Origin of the sequence: Agathobaculum massiliense (assembly GCF_900291975.1) — a bacterium.
In the GTDB taxonomy this organism is placed as follows: domain Bacteria; phylum Bacillota; class Clostridia; order Oscillospirales; family Butyricicoccaceae; genus Agathobaculum; species Agathobaculum ammoniilyticum.
In genome coordinates this window covers 572,308-587,093 of the sequence record NZ_OMPN01000001.1, presented here as the reverse complement: position 1 = coordinate 587,093, position 14,786 = coordinate 572,308, and the positions used below count along the sequence as shown (strand labels likewise).

Sequence of the window (14,786 nt, the reverse complement as noted above, 5' to 3'; positions counted from 1 at the left end):
CATAAAAAAACCGGCTGCTATGCAGCCGGTTTTTTATCCGCCGCACGGGGGAACATACATAGCGATGCGGCGGGCTGGAGACGATAAATCATGAACGACGCCAAAAGTCGCAGGTTTTTTGCCCTGTTTTTTTATGCTTTCGTTTGTTTTGGCAGGGTAGACGGCTGTAAAATTATATGTTATAATTTTAACAGAAACTATTTCGGAGGTGTCGTGCGATGCACAGTACCAGAAAGATCAAGGACGATCTCATCTATGTTGGCGGCAGTGATCGCCGCCTGAGCCGGTTTGAAAATTTATTCCCGATTCCGCGCGGTGTATCCTATAACAGCTATGTGCTGCTGGACGAAAAAACCGTGCTGTTCGATACGGCGGACGATTCGATCGGCCGCCTGTTCTGTGAAAACGTGACATATGCGCTGGACGGGCGCGCGCTGGACTATCTGGTGGTTCAGCATATGGAGCCGGATCACTGCAGCCTGATCGACGAAATGCTGCGCCGCTATCCGGAGGCGAAAATCGTCTGCAGCGCGAAGGCGCTGTCCATGCTGGCGCAGTTCTACGGCCTGGATGCGAAAGACCGCGCGCTGGTCGTTGCCGAGGGGGACAAGCTTTCCACCGGCCAGCATACGCTGCATTTCATCATGGCGCCCATGGTCCACTGGCCGGAGGTAATGGTCACCTATGACGAGCAGCACAAGCTTCTGTTTTCTGCGGATGCGTTCGGTACGTTCGGCGCGTTGGCGGGCAATATTTTTGACGATGAAATCAACTTCGACAGCGCGTGGATGAACGACGCGCGCCGGTATTACACCAACATTGTCGGCAAATACGGCGCGCAGGTGCAGGCGCTGCTGAAAAAGGCGGCCGCGCTGGATATCGAAACCATCTGCCCGCTGCACGGACCGGTTTGGCGCGGGCACTTGGCGTTGCTGCTGGAAAAATACCAGTTGTGGAGCACCTATCAGCCGGAGGATAAGGCTGTTTTGATCGCTTACGCCACCCTGTACGGCAATACGGAAAACGCGGCCAATGTACTGGCCGGCCTGCTGGCGGAAAAAGGTGTGCGCAGCATCGCGATGTATGATGTTTCGGAGACCGATGTATCCGAGCTGGTCGCGGAAAGTTTCCGCTGCAGCCATCTGGTGCTGGCGGCGCCGACCTACAACGGCGGACTGTATCCCCGTATGGAGGCCTATCTGGCGGATCTGAAGGCGCTGAACCTGCAGAACCGCACGGTGGCGCTGCTGGAAAATGGCACATGGGCGCCGGTTTCCGCGAAGCATATGCGGACCGTGCTGGAAAGCATGAAGAACATGACCGTGCTGGAAGGCGCGGTCGCGCTCAAGTCCGCTTTGGCGGAGGGTCAGCTCGCCGCACTGGAGGCGCTGGCGGAGGAGATTGCGGCGCAGATACAATAAACCATTCGACAGGTTGCCGCCGGCATGCGGCAGCCTGTTTTTTTGTGCGAGACGGAGAAAAGCCTGTTCTGCTTTGCGCCCAGGATGCATAGGATAGAGCAAAAGCAGGAGGGACAATGCCATGATCGTTTATGCAACCAAGGTGTCAGTAAAGAAAGCGATAGCGGGCGTGCTGGTAATCGGCGCGGTGGTGCTGGGCGTGACCGCACTTATGCCGAAGGCGGCGGAAACGGTCGATGCGCAGGCGGCTGCCGGCGAGGTGGACCTGGACACAAAGCTGAAAAACAACGAGCAGCGCGTCGCGCTACTGGAAAGCTACGGCTGGAAGGTGGAGGCGGAGCCGCGCAGCGAGCGCGAGGTGCAGATCCCCAAAACCTTTGACGACACATACCAGGCGTACAACGCGATCCAGCTCGGGCAGGGGCTGGACCTGACGCCCTATCAGGGGAAACGGGCAACGCTCTATACCTACGAGCTGCTCGAATACCCGACCGGACAGGAGGGGGTTGTCGCCAACCTGCTGGTTCGGCGCAACCGGCTGATCGCTGCGGATATCAGCGCGCCGGAAGCGGATGGATTCGTCCACGGTATTACCGAGATGCCGGAATAACGCGCCCGAACGCGCCCATGCGGGCGCGTTTTTACTTGACTGTGCAATTCCACGAAAAAACACGGTAGGGTTTAGGACACCTATTGGTGACTTTCAGGGGATTGCACTTTTTTTGCATTTCCCTATTGTGCAATATGCGAAAAAGTGGTATGCTATAGCCAGTAATGGGTTGTCGGGAGGCACAAAATGGCCCAGATGCGTTTGGATAAATTGCTCACCCACCTCAATTGCGGCAGCCGGAAAGAAGTGCAGGCGCTCATCCGCGCCGGCCGTGTGTCTGTGGAAGGGCAGGTGGTCCGCGATCCGGCGGCCAAGCTCGATCCGGAGACTGCGGCGGTTTCTGTGGACGGGCAGGTGCAGCGCTACCGCGCGCAGCGGTATTACATGCTCAATAAGCCCGCCGGTGTGATCACGGCGAGTCGGGACGCGCGGCACCCGACAGTGCTCGGGCTTTTTCCGGAGAACGAGCGGCGTGGCTTGTTTGCGGTCGGACGGCTGGATAAGGACACCGAGGGGCTGCTGATCGTAACGGACGACGGGGCGCTCAGCCATGCGCTAATGAGTCCGGCGCGGCATGTCTCCAAGGTGTACGAGGCCGAGATCGAGGGGGAAATGGCCAAAGACGCGGTGCAGCGCTTCGCGCAGGGTATGACGCTGAAGGACGGTACGGTTTGCCGCCCTGCCAAGCTGGAACACGTTCCGGCGGCGTGCGGACAATGTGTGCGGATCACGTTGCAGGAGGGGAAATACCATCAGGTCAAGCGGATGGTCGCGGCAGCCGGCGGGGTGGTGGCGCACCTGCGCAGGGTCAGGCTGGGGGGGCTGTCGCTCGATCCAAAGCTCGCGCCGGGGGAATACCGGCTGCTGCGGGAGGAGGAGGTTGTCCTGTTGCGGCAGGAGCCGGAAGATGAACCGATCGGCTGAAAAAATTGCCAAAAAAATTTGAAAAAATTTGTACAAAAATGTAGAACTCTGTGATATAATTACTTAAAATGCACAGAGGGAATGCTGGCTTCTTGTGAAGAATGTTCAGAGCTGGGGATGCTAAGCAAGGAAATAAGCGTTTTCGGGAGAAACTATTATGACCGCCACAGGCGGAAAAGACGGGAAAGGTGATGGAAATGGCTTCGAGATTGTTCCAGTCGATTGTTTTGCAGATGAAGGACACGGTGGACCGTACTATCGGTATTGTGGATGCCAGCGGCGCGGTCGTTGCGTGTACCGATCTGCCTCGGATCGGCGAAATGCGTGAGGAAGCGATCACCGAGCTGGGATTTGCGGGCGAAATCGTGCGCTTCGGTGGCTATACCTACCATATTACCGGAGAGCGGTCGACTCGGCTGGAATATGCCGTTTTCGTGCAGGGCGAGGATGAGCTTGCGCGCAGCATCTGTTCGCTTGTCGCGGTATCCATCAATAATATTAAAACACTTTACGACGAAAAGCATGACAAGGCGACGTTCGTAAAAAACATTATCTTGGATAATATCCTCCCAGGCGATATCTACATCAAATCCCGCGAGCTGCATTTCGGCAACGACGTGCCGCGCGTTGTATTCCTGGTGCGGCAGCAGTCCCCTGCGGATGTGGCGGCGATCGATGTCGTATCCGGCATGTTCCCGGATAAGCAGAAGGATTTTGTCCTGCATATATCTGAAAGCGATATCGTCGTCGTTAAGGAGGTCAAGTCGGGCAGCGAGGCCAGGGATCTGGCCAAGATCGCCGCAAGCATTGAGGAGACGCTCGCAAGCGAGCTTTCGGTCAAATGCCTGATCGGCATCGGCTCGGTTTCCTCGCAGATGAAGGACATTGCGAAATCCTTTAAGGAAGCCCAGACCGCGATCGAGGTCGGTGGCGTTTTTGATACGGAAAAGAGCATTATCAGCTTTGAAAATCTGGGGATTGGTCGCCTGATTTATCAGCTGCCGATCACGTTGTGCGAGATGTTCCTGTCCGAAGTGTTCAAAAAAGGATCGATCGACTCGCTCGACCAGGAAACGCTGTTTACCATCCAGAAGTTCTTTGAAAATAACCTCAATGTGTCGGAAACCTCCCGCAAGCTGTTTGTACACCGCAATACACTGGTGTACCGTCTGGAAAAGATCAAAAAGCTGACCGGACTCGATCTGCGGGAATTTGACCACGCGATTGTGTTCAAGGTTGCGCTGATGGTGCGCAAATATCTGGCAAGCCGTGAGGAAAACAGCCGCTGAAGGCAAAAGTTCACAAAAATTTCACGAAAAAAACCGGATCGTGTTCCGGATTGGCAGTTGTTGTCGTCTTGCGCGATCGGGGAATATCTGTTATAATAGGCAAAGGTGTATGAAGCGCATGCACCTTTGTCTTTTTTTGCAAATGCAAGGCTCCGGGGAGGACTGCCAGTGATACGGATGAACGATGTCACCATGGTGTACGATAACGGCACCCGTGCGGTGAACAAAGCAAACCTGCGCATCGACGAGGGCGAATTCGTCTTTTTGGTCGGCGCGTCCGGTTCCGGCAAAACGACGATGATCAAGCTCCTGACCGCGGAGGTGCGGCCGACCGAGGGGCGGGTGCTGGTCAATAACTACAATATCGGTGAAATGAAAAAACGCCAGATCCCATACCTGCGCCGCACGCTCGGCGTGGTGTTCCAGGATTTCCGGCTGATTAACAGCAAAACGGTGTATGAGAACGTCGCGTTCGCCATGCGCACAATCGGCGCAAAAGGGAAAGCAATCAAGGAACGCGTGCCGTATGTGCTTGATCTGGTCGGTTTGTCGGAAAAAGCGCATGAAAAACCCCTGAACCTTTCGGGCGGCGAGCAGCAGCGCGTCGCGATCGCGCGCGCGCTTGTCAATAACCCGCGGCTGATTATTGCGGACGAGCCGACCGGCAACCTCGATCCGGCGCGTTCGCTCGAGCTGATGACGCTGTTTGAAAAAATCAACGAATTGGGAACCACCGTCCTGATTGTCACCCATGAGAAGGGCTTGGTGGATGAATTTGAAAAGCGTGTCGTCGTCATTGATAAGGGCGAGGTCATCAGCGACCAGACAGGTGGGTACTATCAGTTATGAGAAGTTTTGGTTACTACTGGAAGGAAGGCTTCCGCAATATTTTCAAGCACGGGTTTATGTCGATCGCGGCCGTGATCATCATGATCGCCTGTCTGCTTTTGACAGGAACCGTCACGCTGATCGCATATAATATTAACCTGAGCATTATTGACCTGCAGCAGTCGAATGAGATCGTGGTATTCATCGACGATAGCCTGACCACGCGCGAAGCGAGGGCGCTCGCCACGGAATTCGAGCGGATCGACAATATTGCGACGGTCGATTTTGAGGACCGCGATGAGGCGCTGGAAATCTACCGCCAGCAGCTTGGCGAGGATGCCGATATCCTGGCGGACTTTGATTCCAGCAACAATCCGCTGCGCAACAGCTATATCTTTACCCTGAAAGATCCGACGCAGGCGGAGCAGACCATCGAGGAGATCCAGCAGGTCGAGGGGACCGACCGCATCCGTGCAGATGAGGAGGTTATCTCCAAGCTGATCCAGGTGCAGCGGGTGTTCAATATCATTTCGCTGGCCATGGTCGTGGCGCTGACGCTGATCTCTATTTTCATTATCGCCAATACGGTCAAGCTGGCCATGTTCGCGCGCAGGGAGGAAATATCCATCCAGAAAATGGTGGGCGCGACAAACTGGTTTATCCGCTGGCCGTTCGTGATCGAGGGCATGGTACTCGGCCTGCTGTCCGGCGGGCTGGCGTTTTTCGCCGAGTGGGGCCTGTATAACGAAATGGCGCGGGTCGTCGGTGATGTGATCCCCTATTTCCAGGTTGCTGCGTTTGACAGCGTCCGCATGCTGGTGCTGGGGATATATCTTGGCGCGGGCGTGCTGTTCGGCATCGGTGGCTCGGTAACGAGCATCCGCAAGTTTATGAATGTGTAACCCCTGGTAAACAGCAAAGGAGCAGAAACATTATGATGAAGAAAAGGACCGTGCGGATCATTTCATGCGTAATCGCCGGTATCCTGGTGGTTGCGATGCTGGTTTCCATGCTGGCCTCCAGCCTGACGTTCGCAGCCGCGGCGGAGGATGCGGATTCTCTTCGGGATAAGCTGTCGACCTTGGAGGATGAAAAGGCGGCGGTGAAAGAGCGGATCGCCGAACTGACCCGCGAGGCGAACGATGTGCAGGCTACGCGGGACGCGCTGCAGAGCGAGATCGACTTGACAAAGGAAGAGATCACCACCGTGGAGGCGTATATCGACCGCCTGCAGGAGCAGATCGATGTCAAGACCTCAGAGCTGGAAGTGGCGGAGGATGCGCTTTCCGAAAAGGAAGCGCAGTTTGCCAAGAGCGTGCGCACGACCTATGAGCTGGGCGACACGAGCTATCTGGAGGTGCTGCTCAATTCCTCCAGCTTTTCCGATATGCTCACGCGCATTGAAATGATCACCGACGTGATGGACTACAATAAAAAGGTGGTCGCGGAGTATACGGCGGCGAAGGAGGATATCGAGCAGAAGCGTGACGACCTGCAGAATACGCAGGATTCTCAGAAGGAATACCAGAAGAACCTGAGCTATAAGGTGGACGAGCTGGCGGCGAGCGAAGCCGAACAGGCCGCCCTGCAGGAGAGCCTGGAGGCCTACAAGGCAGAGAGCGAAGAGGAATACGACCGCATTGCAAGCGAGATGCAGGATGTCAGCAATCAGATCGCCGAGCTGTCCCGCCAGTCCGCTGCAAACGGCTCGGTTCCGATGGGCGACGGCACGCTGATCTGGCCGACCCCGAGCTGCACCACGACCAATTCCGCTTACGGCTACCGTGTCCATCCGATCTATGGAACGGTCAAGTTCCACGCGGGCGAGGATATCCCCGCGGGCTACGGCGCACAGATCCTGGCCGCGGCGTCCGGCACGGTCGTCACCGCGGGCTGGGTTTCCGGTTACGGTAACTATACGGTTATCGACCACGGCGGCGGACTGATGACCGCCTATGGACACCAGAGCTCGTTCGCGGTGTCGGTGGGCGATGTGGTCACACAGGGCCAGGTGATCGGCTATGTCGGTTCGACCGGTAACTCGACCGGTCCGCACCTGCATTTTGAGGTTTATGTCAACGGTTCTACCGTCGACCCGAAGAGCTACTTTTAACAGTCATACATAAGGGGAGAGGGCGGCGCGTCCTCTCCCTTTTTTGGAGGGAAGCTGCGGAATATGAAAAAACTGCGGGAAACACAGATCACATTGGGAACGGCGCTGGCGCTCTGCCTGATGGCTTGCGCCGCGGGTATCGCGTGCTGCTATGCGGCGTTCGGCTGGCGTACGCAGGCGGTGCAGAACAAGCTGCGCGAGATCGACGCGATCGCCGCCGAACACTATGTCGGCGCGTTTGACGCGGAGACAGTCGCGGACTATGCGGCGGTGGGCTACATCACCGGCTTGGGTGATCAGTGGTCGGGCTACATTCCGGCCGACCGGTATGAAAGCTACCAGATGAATACGGAGGGCAAGGGCTGCGGCATCGGCGTGTCCGTGGTGACGTCGGGGCAGGGCATCCGCATCAGCCTGGTATATGATGCGTCGCCCGCGCAGCAGGTCGGCATCCGCAAAGGCGATTGGATCGTTGGCGCGGAGGGACTGACCGTCAAGGCGGATGGCGCGGATGCCGTGATCGGAGCGATCCAGGGCGAGGAGGGGACCGAGGTCACCGTGACCGTGCGGTCGGGCGAAGACGGACGGACGCGCGACGAAACCATGACCCGTGCGGTCGTGGTGCAGAAAATGGCGTGGGGAGAGATGCTTGCGGACCGGATCGGCTATATCCGCATCGAGAATTTCCATGTCGGCGCGGCGGAACAGTTCCAAAACGCGCTGGACGAGTTGATCGCGGACGGGGCGCGTGCGCTGGTGCTGGATGTGCGCCACAACGGGGGCGGCCGCGTCAAGGAAATGAGCGAAATGCTCGATCCGCTGCTGCCGGAGGGTACAATCATGACGCTACGGACCAAGGATGGACATGAAACCGTATACTCATCAGACGCGGAGATGACCGACCTGCCGGTCGCGGTGCTGGTGGATGAGCAGTCGATCTCGGCGGCGGAATTTTTCGCGGCGGCGTTGCAGGAATACGGGCGCGGCCCGCTGGTCGGCGCGCACACGACCGGAAAGGGGCGGGCGCAGCAGACGTTCCGCCTATCCGACGGCTCGGCTGTCAATCTGTCGGTCGAGCAGTATTATACGCCGGAAGGCAACAGCTTGGCCGGCGTGGGGGTCGCGCCGGACGTTTCGGTGGGCCTGACGGAGGCGCAGCAGGCGGACTTCTATTTTTTGATACCGGAAAATGACCCGCAGCTTCAAAAAGCCTGTGAACTGCTTACATAAAGCGGTGCGGATGCGAGAAAAATAGGCAAAAATCTTCGGGCTCGCTTGACAGCGCGCCCATCCTTACCTATAATAAGGAGTACTGTACGGCCGCTTCGCGCCGATTATCAAGATTAAGAAGGGTTTGCAAACATGGCAAAAGAAATCAAGCTGACACAGGAAAGTCTGGATTCTTATAAAGAAGAGCTGGAATATCTGAAAACGACCCGCGCCGACGAGGTGGCGGAGCAATTGAAAGAAGCGCGTTCTTTTGGCGACCTCTCGGAGAACGCGGAGTATGATGAGGCGAAGAACGAGCAGGGCAAGCTCTATTCGCGCATCGCCGAGCTGGAAGAGATCATCAAAATGGCGGTCGTCGTTTCCGGCGACACCTACGCGGCGGACGAGGTATCGCCCGGTTGCCGCTTTGTGGTGAAAGACCTCGAACTGGACGAGGAGGAGGAATACCACTTTGTCGGCTCGCAGGAGGCCGACCCGATGGAGGGCAAGATATCGGATGAATCCCCGTTCGGCAAGGCCATGTTGGGTAAAAAGGTCGGCGCAGTGGTCGAGGTTGAAGCGCCGATCGGCATGGTAAAATATCAGATCATGGATATTAAGAAGTGATCCGGCAGGATCAAAATAGAAAAGTAAGGTGAAAAAAGACATGGCAGAACAGCATCAGGCACAGGAGCAGCACGAGCAGACTGCAGAGGAGCTGCATGAGCTGAAGCGCATCCGCCGCGAAAAGCTGGCGGAGCTGCAGGCCGCGGACGCGGACCCGTATCAGCAGGTGCGCTTTGAACGCGACCATCATACCAATGAGATCCACGCGCGTTTCGAGGAGCTGGAGGGCAAAACCGTGCGCCTTGCCGGCCGCATGATGAGCAAGCGCATCATGGGCAAGGCATCGTTCTCCGACCTGTCCGACCGGTATGGCCGCCTGCAGCTCTACATCAAGCGGGATAACGTGGGCGATGAGGTCTACAAGGGCTATAAAAAGTTCGATATCGGCGATATCATCGGCGTGGAGGGCGAGGTGTTCCGCACCCAGAAGGGCGAGATTTCGGTTGCTGTGCATGAGCTGACGCTGCTCTCCAAAAACTTGGCGCCGCTGCCTGAAAAGTGGCACGGCCTCAAGGATACCGATATGCGCTACCGCCAGCGCTATGTTGACCTGATCGTCAATCCGGAGGTGCGTGATACCTTTGAAAAGCGCTCGGCTATTGTGCGCGAGATCCGCAATTTTATGGACTCCCGCGGCTTTATGGAGGTCGAGACGCCCTGCCTGAACACCATCCCGGGCGGTGCGGCGGCGCGTCCGTTCATCACGCACCATAATGCGCTCGATATCGATATGTATATGCGCATCGCGACGGAGTTGCACCTCAAGCGCCTGATTGTGGGCGGCTTTGAGCAGGTATACGAGATCGGCCGCATCTTCCGCAACGAGGGGATGGACACCAAGCACAATCCGGAGTTCACCACCATCGAACTGTATCAGGCGTTTACCGATTACCACGGAATGATGGACATTACCGAGGATATGGTTGTCCATGTGTGCGAAAAGGTGCTGGGTACGACCAAGGTCACTTATCAGGGGACGGAGATCGATTTCGCTAAAGGCTGGAAACGCATGACCATGGCCGACGCGGTCAAGGAATACGCCGGCTTGGACTTTATGGCGATGGACGCGGAAGAAGCCCTTGCCGCGGTCAAGGCTAAGGGCGTGGAGACAGAAAAGGGCAAGGAAAGCTGGGGCGACCTGCTTGCGCTGTGCTACGACGAATTTGTCGAAGCCAACCTCACCCAGCCGACCTTTATTATGGATTACCCAGTCGAGGTTTCGCCGCTGGCCAAGAGGAAGGCCGCCGACCCGCGCCTGACCGAGCGCTTCGAGTGCTTTGTCGTCGGCAGGGAGCTGTGCAACGCGTTCTCCGAGCTGAACGACCCGATCGACCAGCGCGAGCGCTTCGAGCGCCAGGCCGCGCTGCGCGCCGCGGGCGACGACGAGGCCAATATGATGGATGATGATTTCGTCAATGCTTTGGAATACGGCATGCCTCCGACGGGCGGCATGGGCATGGGCATCGACCGCTTGGTTATGCTGCTCACCGACTCCGCTTCCATCCGCGACGTGCTTCTGTTCCCGACGATGAAGCCCATCGGCATGGAGTAAAAAAACGCTTTGCAAAGCCTGGACGGAACCGTTCAGGCTTTCGGTATATTGGTATCTAAAGGGGATTCGGGAATGAACCGCCTGCATTTGCATAACCGCCGTATGCGCCGCATGCGACCGACAACGGTCATGGCGCTGGGCTTTCTCGCCATTATCCTGACGGGGGCCGTGCTGCTCGCCCTGCCGGTCTCGGCACGCAGCGGGGAGGCCACGCCGTTTTTGGACGCGCTGTTCACGGCCACCTCCGCCACCTGCGTGACCGGCCTGATACGGGTCGGCACAGCGACGCATTGGTCCAGCTTTGGTCAGGCGGTCATCCTGCTGCTGATCCAGATCGGCGGCCTGGGATTTATGACGCTGGCCTCCATCGCGTCGTTTCTGACGCACCGCACCATTACGCTGCGCGAGCGCATGGTGATGAGCGCGGGCCTGAACCTGACGGACAACGCAGGCATCGTCCGGCTGACGCGGCGCGTGCTGTACGGGACCTTTGCGTTTGAGGCGGCGGGCGCTGTCATTCTGTCCTGCCGCTTTATTCCCCAGTTCGGCTTTTTTAAAGGGCTTTCGATGGGCGTTTTCCATTCGGTGTCCGCGTTCTGCAACGCTGGCTTTGACCTGCTGGGAACGCCGGACGCGCCGTTTTTATCGCTGGTCGATTATGTGGGGGATCCGCTGGTCAACCTGACGATTATGGCGCTGATCGTGATCGGCGGCCTGGGTTTTTTTGTCTGGGGCGATATCTGGGATAAGCGCAGCTTCCGGCATTTCCGCCTGCATACCAAGCTGGTGCTGGTGACAACGGCGGCGCTGCTGCTGCTGGGCTTCGGGCTGACGCTGCTGTTTGAATGGAACAACCCGCGGACGCTGGGCGCGCTTTCCGGACCGGAAAAGGTGCTCGCCGCGGCGTTCCAATCGGTCACGCTGCGCACGGCGGGGTATAATACGATCGACCAGGCCGCGCTCGGCGGGCCGGCACAGGCGGTTTCCTGCCTGCTCATGCTGATCGGCGGTTCGCCGGGCTCCACAGCGGGCGGCATTAAGACGGTCGCAGCGGCAGTGCTGCTGCTTTCCGCAGCTTCCGCGCTGCGCGGGCGGATCACGGTGTCGGCGTTCGGGCGCACGATTACACCGCGTAGCATTATGAACGCGGTCACCATGTTGATTGTCGGCGTGGTAGTCAGTCTGAGCGGCGCCTGTGCGATCGCCTATATCGAAGACGCGCCGCTGCATCAGTGCTTGTTTGAAGCGGTGTCCGCGTTTGGTACGGTCGGCCTGACCATGGGGCTGACGCCGTCGCTGCACACGCCCTCCTGCCTGATTTTGATTGTGCTGATGTATTTGGGACGCGTAGGTGTGCTTACGCTCGGTGTGAGTGTGCTGATGCGGCACAGGGAGCCGCCCAAGCTGCAGTATCCGGAGGGCAATGTGATGGTGGGATAAAGCCAGGGCTTTATGGAATTGACGCCGCGCAGTGCGCGGTGGGAAGATAACGATGGATAAGGGGCTTTGTGATGAAATCTTTTTTGGTAATTGGGCTTGGCCGCTTTGGCGCGTCGGTCGCGCAGGAATTGTCAGCACTCGGGCAGGAGGTGCTTGCACTCGATATTGACGCGGAAAACGTCCAGTATATTTCGGATCAGGTCACGCAGGCCATACAGGGTGATGCACAGGACGAAGCGGTGTTGCGCTCGGTGGGAGCGCGCAATTTTGACTGCTGCGTGGTCGCCGTGGGCGCGGATATGGAAGCCAGCATTCTGATCACGGTGATGCTCAAGGAACTGGGTGCGCAGTATATCGTCGCCAAGGCGATAGCGCCTATCCATGCGCGCGTACTTGAGCGCGTCGGCGCGGACCGCGTGGTGCTGCCCGAGATCGAAATGGGGCAGAGGCTGGCGCAGCGCCTCGCGCGCACCAATGTTGTGGACTATATCGGCGTCTCGGATGATTTCTCCATTTTGGAGATACACACCCCCAAAAGCTGGATCGGGCATTCGCTCGGCGAGTTGAATGTGCGGGCGCGGTATCTGATTAACGTGCTGGCGATCCGGCACGGCGAGGGTGGCAGTGTGAACGTATCGCCTGCGGCCGATCAGATCATAGGGCCGGACGATGTCCTGATCGTGATTGGAACGAATGACAATGTCAACAAGGTGGTGGAAATGAATTGACCGTGATTCAGAGCCGCCAGAACGCCGCGCTCCGCCATCTGGCGCGGCTGGGACGGGAAAAGAAGTACCGCAGGAGCACGGGGGAAATGCTGTGCGAAGGAGAGAAAATGCTTCGGGAAGCACTGGCCTCCGGCACGCGGGTGAAAACCCTTCTGGCGCGGGAGGGCTGGCAGGACGCCCTGCTTGACCATGCGGCGGAACAGGGGGCCGTGCTGTACTGCGCGGCGGACGCCCTGTTCGGGCTGGCAAGCGATGTGGAAACGCCGCAGAACGTGGTGTTTTCATGCCGCCAACCGCAGTGGGAGGCGCGCGACCTACAGGGGAAGCGGCAGGTGCTGCTGCTGGACGGGCTGCAGGACCCGGGCAACCTTGGCACGATCTTACGAACCGCCGAAGCGTTCGCGCTCGGCGCCGTCGTGTTGTGCGAGGGCTGTGCCGATCCCTTTTCCCCCAAGGTCGTGCGCTCGACGATGGGCGCGGTGTTCCGCCTGCCGTGCGTGCAGCTGCCGCTCGCGGATGCGGTGGAGCAGCTGAGGGAAGCGGGGCTTGCAGTCTATGCGACTGCGCTGCATGCGGACAGCATGCCGCTGGACACCGTGCCGCTGGAACGGGCGGCGGTCATCATCGGCAGCGAGGGCAGGGGCGTTTCGCAGAGCGCGCTTAACCTGTCCGACAAACGGGTGATTATTCCGATGGCGGGCCGCGCCGAGTCGCTCAATGCGGGCGTGGCGGCGGCTATCGTGATTTATGAAATGACAAAATGAGGAGGCGTGCAGTATGCCGTCACGTCTGAGTTATGTATGGCTTTCCTTGCGGCGAGGACTGGGTTCGCGCGCAGCTGCGGAAGCCCTGCGTGCGTTCGGGTCGCCGGACGCGCTGTATGCCGCGGATCGGAAAATGCTGGCAACCGCGCCCTGCGGGCTGTGCAAGGCGCAGGTCGACGCATTATGCGATAAGGACACCGCGGAAGCGGAACGGATCATCGGGGAATGCGCGGAACGGGGGATCCAGATTATCACGGCCGGCGACAGCGCCTATCCTGACCGGCTGCGCGCGATCGCGGACCCGCCCATGGTGCTGTATGTGCGTGGCAGATGGCCGGATTTTGACGTTACGCCCGGCATCGCCGTGGTCGGCACGCGGGAAGCGACCGCGTATGGCTTGCAGACTGCGGAAAGCATCGGCACGGCGCTGGCGCGCGCGGGATTTATCACGGTCAGTGGGATGGCGCTGGGAAACGATGGAGCGGCGCACCGCGGCGCGCTCCGCGCAGGCGGGCTGACGGTCGCTGTGTTGGCGGGCGGCGTGGATGTGTGTTACCCGCCCCGACACAGGGGGCTGATGGGGGATATCCTGTTGTCCGGCGCGGTCGTCAGCGAATATCCGCCCGGCACCGAGCCGAAAGGCGCGCATTACCATGACCGCAACCGCATCATCAGCGGCCTTTCGGTCGCGTCGGTGATCGTGGAGGCGGCGGATTACCGCTCGGGCGCACTGATTACGGCACGGCACGCGCTCGATCAGGGGCGCGACGTATACGCGGTACCCGGCGCTTTGGACGCGCCGCAGTCCAAGGCGTGTAATGAGCTGATCGAGAAAGGCGAAGCCGCATTGCTGCGCAGCCCGCAGGCGCTGGTCCGCGCCTATAACGGACTGCTGCGCGTACCTCCGGCGGCACGCCGTGCCGAGCAGACGCCCCGGCGGCAGGCCGACATGCGTCCAGCGGCGCCAGGGCGGGAGGCTGGATCGGGCGGCAATAAACAGGAGCCGCCGGCAAAGACCGGTCAGAAGCAGGCGCCGACAGCCCTGCCGGAAACGCTGCGCGGCGAAGAGCGCCGCATCGCGGAGCTGGTGCAGCAGGGTGTATCAACGCCGGAGGAGCTGATCGAACGCTGCGGCCTGCCTGCGCCGCGCGTGATGGCGCTGGTCACCATGCTGGAGGTGGACGGCGTTCTGCGCCGCGAAAAGGGCAGGCTGGTAATGGGCGGCAGGTGAAAGCCGCCGTATTGCCCAAGGATCGCATCAAACGCGCCGTCAGGCGCGCA

Annotated in this window: 14 protein-coding genes; all 14 read left to right on the top strand. The window is 59.0% G+C overall.

Features of this window, described 5'->3' with window-relative positions; all coding sequences use genetic code 11:
* Positions 1 to 218 precede the first annotated feature (218 nt).
* Positions 219 to 1,421: an FprA family A-type flavoprotein gene (locus DBQ51_RS02900; protein WP_054326102.1), complete on the top strand. Its 1,203-nt coding sequence runs from the start codon at positions 219 to 221 to the stop codon at positions 1,419 to 1,421.
* Positions 1,422 to 1,542: 121 nt separating this feature from the next.
* Complete coding sequence (locus DBQ51_RS02895) at positions 1,543 to 2,031, top strand: DUF4830 domain-containing protein (protein ID WP_107630722.1); 489 nt, start codon at positions 1,543 to 1,545, stop codon at positions 2,029 to 2,031.
* Between the two features lie 186 nt (positions 2,032 to 2,217).
* A complete protein-coding gene (locus DBQ51_RS02890) occupies positions 2,218 to 2,955 on the top strand; it encodes a pseudouridine synthase (RefSeq protein ID WP_107630721.1) in 738 nt (245 codons plus the stop codon).
* A 197-nt stretch (positions 2,956 to 3,152) separates the two neighbouring features.
* Positions 3,153 to 4,244 (top strand): PucR family transcriptional regulator, encoded by a 1,092-nt coding sequence (locus DBQ51_RS02885; protein WP_054326326.1) that lies wholly within the window; start codon positions 3,153 to 3,155, stop codon positions 4,242 to 4,244.
* 168 nt (positions 4,245 to 4,412) lie between these two features.
* On the top strand, positions 4,413 to 5,093 hold the full coding sequence (gene ftsE, locus DBQ51_RS02880) for a cell division ATP-binding protein FtsE (protein ID WP_054326105.1): 681 nt from the start codon (positions 4,413 to 4,415) through the stop codon (positions 5,091 to 5,093).
* A complete protein-coding gene (gene ftsX, locus DBQ51_RS02875; RefSeq protein WP_054326106.1) occupies positions 5,090 to 5,974 on the top strand; it encodes a permease-like cell division protein FtsX in 885 nt (294 codons plus the stop codon). Before ftsE ends, ftsX begins: the two co-directional genes overlap by 4 nt.
* A gap of 32 nt (positions 5,975 to 6,006) precedes the next feature.
* Positions 6,007 to 7,185: a murein hydrolase activator EnvC family protein gene (locus DBQ51_RS02870; RefSeq protein ID WP_054326107.1), complete on the top strand. Its 1,179-nt coding sequence runs from the start codon at positions 6,007 to 6,009 to the stop codon at positions 7,183 to 7,185.
* A gap of 63 nt (positions 7,186 to 7,248) precedes the next feature.
* Positions 7,249 to 8,415 carry a S41 family peptidase gene (locus tag DBQ51_RS02865; protein ID WP_107630720.1) on the top strand — a complete coding sequence of 389 codons (1,167 nt, stop codon included), beginning with the start codon at positions 7,249 to 7,251 and terminating at the stop codon, positions 8,413 to 8,415.
* Between the two features lie 132 nt (positions 8,416 to 8,547).
* A complete protein-coding gene (greA, locus tag DBQ51_RS02860) occupies positions 8,548 to 9,021 on the top strand; it encodes a transcription elongation factor GreA (protein ID WP_054326109.1) in 474 nt (157 codons plus the stop codon).
* Between the two features lie 40 nt (positions 9,022 to 9,061).
* Positions 9,062 to 10,573 (top strand): lysine--tRNA ligase, encoded by a 1,512-nt coding sequence (gene lysS, locus DBQ51_RS02855; protein ID WP_107630719.1) that lies wholly within the window; start codon positions 9,062 to 9,064, stop codon positions 10,571 to 10,573.
* 72 nt (positions 10,574 to 10,645) lie between these two features.
* On the top strand, positions 10,646 to 12,013 hold the full coding sequence (locus tag DBQ51_RS02850; protein WP_242977808.1) for a TrkH family potassium uptake protein: 1,368 nt from the start codon (positions 10,646 to 10,648) through the stop codon (positions 12,011 to 12,013).
* A 71-nt stretch (positions 12,014 to 12,084) separates the two neighbouring features.
* Entirely contained in the window at positions 12,085 to 12,741 is a 657-nt protein-coding gene (locus DBQ51_RS02845; protein ID WP_107630718.1) for a potassium channel family protein, read from the top strand.
* A gap of 2 nt (positions 12,742 to 12,743) precedes the next feature.
* Positions 12,744 to 13,505, top strand: a complete 762-nt coding sequence (locus tag DBQ51_RS02840; RefSeq protein WP_054326111.1) for a TrmH family RNA methyltransferase — start codon at positions 12,744 to 12,746, stop codon at positions 13,503 to 13,505.
* A gap of 13 nt (positions 13,506 to 13,518) precedes the next feature.
* Positions 13,519 to 14,736, top strand: coding sequence for a DNA-processing protein DprA (gene dprA / locus DBQ51_RS02835; protein ID WP_107630716.1), 1,218 nt, complete (start codon positions 13,519 to 13,521; stop codon positions 14,734 to 14,736).
* Positions 14,737 to 14,786 lie beyond the last annotated feature (50 nt).

Excerpts from the sequence above, each read along its gene's own strand:
- DBQ51_RS02900 (WP_054326102.1), top strand. The coding sequence starts at position 219 with ATGCACAGTACCAGAAAGATCAAGGACGATCTCATCTATGTTGGCGGC.
- DBQ51_RS02895 (WP_107630722.1), top strand. The coding sequence starts at position 1,543 with ATGATCGTTTATGCAACCAAGGTGTCAGTAAAGAAAGCGATAGCGGGC.
- DBQ51_RS02890 (WP_107630721.1), top strand. The coding sequence starts at position 2,218 with ATGGCCCAGATGCGTTTGGATAAATTGCTCACCCACCTCAATTGCGGC.
- DBQ51_RS02885 (WP_054326326.1), top strand. The coding sequence starts at position 3,153 with ATGGCTTCGAGATTGTTCCAGTCGATTGTTTTGCAGATGAAGGACACG.
- ftsX (WP_054326106.1), top strand. The coding sequence starts at position 5,090 with ATGAGAAGTTTTGGTTACTACTGGAAGGAAGGCTTCCGCAATATTTTC.
- DBQ51_RS02870 (WP_054326107.1), top strand. The coding sequence starts at position 6,007 with ATGATGAAGAAAAGGACCGTGCGGATCATTTCATGCGTAATCGCCGGT.
- DBQ51_RS02865 (WP_107630720.1), top strand. The coding sequence starts at position 7,249 with ATGAAAAAACTGCGGGAAACACAGATCACATTGGGAACGGCGCTGGCG.
- greA (WP_054326109.1), top strand. The coding sequence starts at position 8,548 with ATGGCAAAAGAAATCAAGCTGACACAGGAAAGTCTGGATTCTTATAAA.
- lysS (WP_107630719.1), top strand. The coding sequence starts at position 9,062 with ATGGCAGAACAGCATCAGGCACAGGAGCAGCACGAGCAGACTGCAGAG.
- DBQ51_RS02850 (WP_242977808.1), top strand. The coding sequence starts at position 10,646 with ATGAACCGCCTGCATTTGCATAACCGCCGTATGCGCCGCATGCGACCG.
- DBQ51_RS02845 (WP_107630718.1), top strand. The coding sequence starts at position 12,085 with ATGAAATCTTTTTTGGTAATTGGGCTTGGCCGCTTTGGCGCGTCGGTC.
- dprA (WP_107630716.1), top strand. The coding sequence starts at position 13,519 with ATGCCGTCACGTCTGAGTTATGTATGGCTTTCCTTGCGGCGAGGACTG.